Source organism: Palleronia sp., assembly GCF_042089775.1.
Taxonomy (GTDB): domain Bacteria; phylum Pseudomonadota; class Alphaproteobacteria; order Rhodobacterales; family Rhodobacteraceae; genus Palleronia.
The window spans coordinates 1-5,932 of sequence record NZ_JBELKF010000135.1; the positions used below are offsets into that span (position 1 = coordinate 1).

Here is a 5,932-nt window from a genome sequence, read left to right on the forward strand (position 1 = left end):
ACAAAGAGCGCGACGGGCCGCTCGAGGGGGCCGGTCGCGAGGGTCAGTTCCTCGATCGTGTCGCGCGAGGGATCGGCGACGTCGACCAGCACGAGATCGGGCTGGCGCTGCGCGATCTGCCGCGCGAGGCCCGAACGCTCGGCGATGACGCGGATGTCGAAGTCACCCGCCTCGCGCAGGGCGTCCACGATCAGGCGCGCCCTGTCTGGGTCGGGTTCGACGATCACGATGGAGAGTTTGGGCGCCATTTGCCGCAGCGAACCCCGCGCGGCAGGGAGTTCAACGGGAAACCTGCCGCCGCCCCGGCGCGTCATCGCCAGGGGCGAGCTTGGCGCCCGCTATCGAGGCAGAGCGCCCGAAAATCAGGCGGCTCGCTGCGCGGCCAATGCGAGGCCGTCGACCACGGCGGTGAACGCGTTGGCCCGGATCGACGTGGCGTCGGGGCAGAGCGCGCGCATCTCGGATTCGACGAAGCCCATCAGGCTCGACCCGCCGACAAGGACGATGCGGGCGATGTCGCCGGGCGCGGCGCCGGCCGCTGCGAGGGTGCGGCCAGCGGCCTCGCCCAGTTGCGCGCGGGCGTCGTCCAGCACGGCATCGAGATCCGCCGACGACAGCGGCACGCCCAGGCCCGGCTCGACCACGTCCATCGCGATGCGCCCTGCCCCGGCGTCGCCGTTCGCCGAGATCTTGCCGGCCTCGACCGCGAAGGCGAGCTCGTGCCCGAGTTCAAGCGTCAGGACGGCGGAGAGACGCTCCATCCGCTTGGGCTCGACCGCGAGGCGCACCATCCGCTCGACCGAGCGGCGCGTCTCGGGCGTGTAGAGGAAGGGGATCTTGGCCCAGGTCGACAGGTCGATATAGGGCGCGCGCGGGACCGGCAGGCGCCCTTCGCCCATCTCGCGCCGCAGCTCTCCGCCGAGGCCCAGTTCGGGCATGGCGAAGGCCATCGACAGGGCGTGGTCGAAATCCGTGCCGCCAAGCCGGATGCCGTGGTTGGCAAGTATCTCGGGACCCTCGGGCGTGGCGCGGAAGGCCGAGAAGTCGGAGGTGCCGCCGCCGATATCGACGATCAGGCCGATGCCGCTGTCGCCGCCGAGACCCCCGCAGGCGATCGCGGCGGCCTCGGGCTCGGCCAGGAACGTCACCTCGTCGAAGCCGGCGGCGAGGTAGCAGGCGCGCAGGTCCTCCTCGGCCCGCGCGTCGGCCTCGTCGTCGGCCGAGTGGAAGCGGACCGGCCGCCCCGAGAGCGCGCGGGGGAAGGACCGGCCGGTCGCGGCCTCGGACCTGAGACGAAGCTCGCGCAGGAAGGCAGTGATGACGTCCGACAGCGTGCGCCTGCGCCCGGCGATGAGGCGGGATTCGTGCAGGAGCGACGTGCCGAGGATGCTCTTCAGGGCGCGCATGAACCGCCCCTCGTCGCCGGCGATCAGCGCGTCGAGCGCCGCTTCGCCGATCCGCATGGTTCCGCCGCCCTGGGGGAAGAACACGGCCGTCGGAAGGGTCTGGCCCCCGGCCTCGACGGGGATGTGGCGCACCTGCCCACTCTCGACGATTGCCGCGGCCGAGTTCGAGGTGCCGAAATCTATGGCGAGGATGTTCGATGGCATGGCCGCCCCCGGTGCTTAAAAAGGAGCGGTCGCTTAACGCGAATGACGGCCGGAGAGAAGCGGCTTCAAGCAGGATCGGCACCGGGCTTGGGGGCGGCGGGTTCGGTGCGGCACTCGGCCAGGGCCTGCCGGATGATCGTGAACGCGCCCTGGATCACGAGGACGGCCATGACCGCGGCGACGATGATGTCGGGCCAGCCGGTCCCGGTGCCGAAGACGCCGAACGCCGCCGCCAGCACGGCGAGATTGGCGATCACGTCGTTGCGCGAGCAGATCCAGACCGAGCGCATGTTCGCGTCGCCGTCGCGCCAGGCGTAGAGCAGCGCAAGGCAGGTGGCGTTGGCGGCCAGCGCCGCGGCGCCGACGACGCCCATCGTCCCCCAGCCGGGCACCGTGCCGTGGACCGCGTGCCAGATGACGTTTCCGATCACCCGGAGCCCGAACAGGCCCATCGAGCCGCCCTTGAACAGCGCCGCGCTTGCCCGCCAGCGGATGCCGAGGCCGAGGACGAAAAGGCTGATCCCGTAACTCGCGGCGTCGGCGAAGAAGTCGAGCGCGTCGGCCTGCAGCGCGGCGGACCCGGCGGCGAGGCCGGCGACGATCTCGACCAGGAACATCAATGCATTGATGCCGGGCACGATCAACAGGACGGTGCGGTATAGCGGCCGGTGGCCGCGACGCTCGAGGCGCAGGTATCGGCCGAGCAGCAGGGCATCGGCGTCTCGTCTTCTTGCGGCGTCCCCCCTACCTAGTGACCAAGGCAACCGGGGGGTAAATCATGGAGCGCAGGGAAATGTGGACGGGGGGGCGTGGTGGCCTGCGTTTCGGTCAGGATACCGTTACCTGCGCATGACCGAGGCCTTTCGCGAAGAGATCGCCGGGCTTGGCGCGGTCGAGCTGGCGCGCCGGCTGATCGGGGCCGAGCTTGTGGTGCGCGGCGCGGGCGGTCTCGTGATCGAGACCGAGGCCTACGCGCAGGAGGACCCGGCCTCGCACAGTTTCCGCGGGCCGACGAAGCGCAACGCGTCGATGTTCGGGCCGGCGGGGCACGCCTATGTCTATCGCTCTTACGGGATTCACCTGTGCCTGAACGTGGTCGCGCGGCCGGGCGAGGCGGTGCTGATCCGGGCGCTGGAGCCGCTTGCGGGGCTGGACCTCATGCAGGCGCGGCGGGGCAGCGCCCCCTTGTGCAGCGGTCCGGGGCGGCTCGCGCAGGCGCTTGGCCTGCGGATCGAGGATGACGGGGCGGCGTTCGACGGCGGCGATTTCGCGATCGCCCTGCCCGATGGGCGGCCCGAATTGCTGGTCGGGCCGCGCATCGGCATCAGCAAGGCGCAGGAGGTGCCGTGGCGGTTCGGGCTGGCCGGCGCGCGCGGCCTCAGCCGGCCGTTCGTTCGCCGAAGGCCGTGATCCGCGTCACGATGGCGTCGTGGTCCGACAGCGGCCGGTCATCGGGATCGAGCGCGGGGCGGACCACGGTGGGGCCGAGCGTCAGGCCGCGCGACAGGAACCAGTCGAGCTTCATCGCCCGTTCGGGCCAGCGCGTGATGAGGCTGGGGCGCGTCGTGGGCTGATCGTCGGGCGTGCCGTGAGGGGTGAAGCCGCGATCGCGGGCGACGCGGAACAGGCCTTCGGCGCGCCAGTCGCCCTCGTTGTGGTTGCCGGTGTTGAGGTCCCCGCCGATCAGGCAGGGCAGACCCGGAAACTCGGCGTCGAGGACGTCGAGCAGCCCCGCGACCTGCGCCTCGCGGTGCTCGGGCGAACAGGCGCTTTCGAGATGCGTGGCAATGGCGAGGAGCGGGCCGGACTCGGTCTGCAGGGTGGCGCCGACGGCGATCCGCTCGCCCAGGCGGGGCTGCTCGGGGTCCGAGAACCACTGCCGGTGGCCGTGCAGGCGGAACGCGAAGGGCGCGTGGAGCGGCGTGTTCGCCAGCAGCGCGTTGCCGTGGTAGCCGCGGGCGTTCTGGTCGTCGGTGCAGAATTCGCGCTCGATCGGGGAGCCGAGGCCGAGTTCGAGGAACTCGACCGCGTAGGCGTAGCCCATGCCGAGATAACCCGCCATGTCGCGCGGGGTGTTGCGCTGGCCGGTGCGGGCCATGCCGTGGTCCATCTCGGACAAGAGAAGGATGTCGCAGTCATCCACGTTTCGCGCCGATGCCTCGGGGAAGAGGCAGCGTTCGAGGTTCCAGGCGCCGACGGTGATCGGCAGGCTGAGCTGCGTGGCCGCGGGAGTGTCGCCGGTTTCGGTCGCGTTCATGCCGGGCACGGTCGCCATGTGCGCGTCATGCGCCGCGACCGTGCGGGGCAGGTCGTGCAGGGCAAGGTCCTGCGGGCGGGGAACCGGCAGGTCGGGCGTGGTGTCGCGGATCACAGCGCAAGCTCGCGCATGGGGTGCGGCTGCGTCTCGATCCGGGTGCCGGTCCGCGTGTCGAAGAGGTGCAGCCGGGCGGGGTCGACCGCGACGTGCACGTGATCGGCGACCGCCGTTTCCTGCGTGTCGACCACGGCGAGCGGCTGGCCGCCGACGGTGCCGTGGATGATCCGCTGGGCGCCGAGTTCTTCCACATGCTCGACCGCCATCGGCAGGCCGCTGCGGGCGAGGCGCAGATCCTCGGCGCGCAGGCCGAGCGTGACGGGCCCGGGCCCCTGCCCCACATGCGCCAGCGCATGGCCATCGAGCGTGACGGTGCCGCCTTCGATACGGGCGTCGAGCAGGCTCATCGCGGGAGCGCCGATGAAGGAGGCGACGAAGGTGGAGGCGGGCTTGCGATAGACCTCGAGCGGGGCGCCGATCTGCTCGATCCGGCCGCCGTTCAGGACCACCAGCCGGTCGGCGAGCGTCATCGCCTCGAGCTGGTCGTGGGTGACGTAAAGCGATGTGGTGCCGAGGCGCTTCTGAAGCTTGCGGATCTCCATCCGCATGGAAACGCGCAACTTGGCGTCGAGATTCGACAACGGCTCGTCGAACAGAAACGCCGCGGGCTGGCGGACGATGGCGCGCCCCATGGCGACGCGCTGGCGCTGACCGCCGGACAGGGCGCGCGGCTTGCGGTCGAGATAAGGCCCGAGTTCCAGCATCCGGGCGGCCTCGGCCACGCGTTCGGCGATGACGGGTTTGGACTGTCCACGGTTCTTCAGCCCGTAGGCCATGTTGTCGCGCACACTCATGTGCGGGTAGAGCGCGTAGTTCTGGAACACCATCGCGATGTCGCGCTCGGCCGGGTCGAGGGTGTTCACCACCCGTTCGCCGATGCGGATCTCGCCGGTGCTGATCGTTTCCAGTCCCGCGACCATGCGCAGGAGCGTGGACTTGCCGCAGCCCGAGGGGCCAACGAGGACGATGAACTCACCATCCGCGATTTCGATATCGATGCCGGACACGGCGGCCTGCGTGCCGCCCGCATAGGTCTTGCCGACGTTCTTGAGGGAGAGATGTGCCATCACTTGTCGCTTTCCGTCAGGCCCTTGATGAACATGCGCTGGAAGATCACCACCACCGCGACGGGCGGGATCATCGCCAGCACCGCAAGGGCGAAGGCTTCGTTGTAGTCGGGGATCTGGCTGCCGATCCACACCTGCAGGATCGACTTGATGCCGCGCATGAGGGTGTAGAAGCTCTCGTCCGTGGTCATCAGCAGCGGCCAGAGATACTGGTTCCAGCCATAGATGAACATGATGATGAAGATCGCCGCCATCATCGTCCGCGACAGCGGCACCAGGATGTCGATGAAGAACTTGAACGGCCCCGCCCCGTCGATCCGCGCGGCTTCGAGCATCTCGTCGGGAACCGAGCGGAAGAACTGCCGGAAGAAGAACGTTCCCGTGGCCGAGGCCAGCAGCGGCACGATCAGCCCGGTATAGCTGTTCAAGAGGCCCAGCGTCGACATGACCTGGTAGGACGGCATGATCCGTACCTCCAGCGGCAGCAGCAGGGTCGTGAAGATCATCCAGAACAGGAGCGTGGCGAAGCGGAAGCGGAAATAGACCAGCGCATAGGCCGCCATCATCGACAGCACGACCTTCCCCACCGCAAAGCCGATCCCCATGATCATGGAGTTCATCAGCATCGTAAGGCCGGTGACTTCGCCGGTGAAGCCGCCCTTGTGGGTCAGCACCTTGCCATAGGTCGCGACCCCGTTGCCGCCGGGCGTGAAGTAGAGCCCGTTGGAGTGGATATCGATTGGATCATGGGTCGAGGACATCAGCGCCATCACCACCGGCGCCATCAGGAACAGCGTGCCGAGGATCAGGATCAGGTGGTCGAGAGGTTTTACCTTTTGCATCATCTCACCCGTAATGCACGCGGCGTTCGAGAAAGCGGA

6 protein-coding genes and 1 pseudogene are annotated in these 5,932 nt (G+C 69.2%); 1 reads left to right on the forward strand and 6 read right to left on the reverse strand.

Annotated elements, in window-relative coordinates:
• The 3 genes and pseudogenes from ACFDS3_RS18395 to ACFDS3_RS18405 form a co-directional block, all read right to left on the reverse strand.
• A pseudogene (locus tag ACFDS3_RS18395) lies at nucleotides 1–248 on the reverse strand (two-component system response regulator); the annotation flags it as partial.
• A gap of 114 nt (nucleotides 249–362) precedes the next feature.
• On the reverse strand, nucleotides 363–1,610 hold the full coding sequence (locus ACFDS3_RS18400; RefSeq protein ID WP_375263802.1) for an Hsp70 family protein: 1,248 nt from the start codon (nucleotides 1,608–1,610) through the stop codon (nucleotides 363–365).
• Between the two features lie 65 nt (nucleotides 1,611–1,675).
• On the reverse strand, nucleotides 1,676–2,248 hold the full coding sequence (locus tag ACFDS3_RS18405; protein WP_375263806.1) for a cation transporter: 573 nt from the start codon (nucleotides 2,246–2,248) through the stop codon (nucleotides 1,676–1,678).
• 211 nt (nucleotides 2,249–2,459) lie between these two features.
• On the opposite strand from ACFDS3_RS18405, the gene ACFDS3_RS18410 reads away from it, so the two are divergent.
• Nucleotides 2,460–3,020, forward strand: coding sequence for a DNA-3-methyladenine glycosylase (locus ACFDS3_RS18410; protein WP_375263803.1), 561 nt, complete (start codon nucleotides 2,460–2,462; stop codon nucleotides 3,018–3,020).
• On the opposite strand, the gene ACFDS3_RS18415 is transcribed toward ACFDS3_RS18410, so the two are convergent.
• From ACFDS3_RS18415 to ACFDS3_RS18425, 3 genes are read right to left on the reverse strand one after another with little or no spacing between them, the layout of a single operon-like run.
• Nucleotides 2,989–3,981 (reverse strand): endonuclease/exonuclease/phosphatase family protein, encoded by a 993-nt coding sequence (locus tag ACFDS3_RS18415; protein WP_375263804.1) that lies wholly within the window; start codon nucleotides 3,979–3,981, stop codon nucleotides 2,989–2,991. The genes ACFDS3_RS18410 and ACFDS3_RS18415 overlap by 32 nt on opposite strands.
• Nucleotides 3,978–5,051: a sn-glycerol-3-phosphate import ATP-binding protein UgpC gene (locus ACFDS3_RS18420; protein ID WP_375263805.1), complete on the reverse strand. Its 1,074-nt coding sequence runs from the start codon at nucleotides 5,049–5,051 to the stop codon at nucleotides 3,978–3,980. The genes ACFDS3_RS18415 and ACFDS3_RS18420 overlap by 4 nt, the downstream gene beginning before the upstream one ends.
• On the reverse strand, nucleotides 5,051–5,893 hold the full coding sequence (locus tag ACFDS3_RS18425; RefSeq protein ID WP_375263807.1) for an ABC transporter permease subunit: 843 nt from the start codon (nucleotides 5,891–5,893) through the stop codon (nucleotides 5,051–5,053). Before ACFDS3_RS18425 ends, ACFDS3_RS18420 begins: the two co-directional genes overlap by 1 nt.
• Nucleotides 5,894–5,932: the final 39 nt, after the last annotated feature.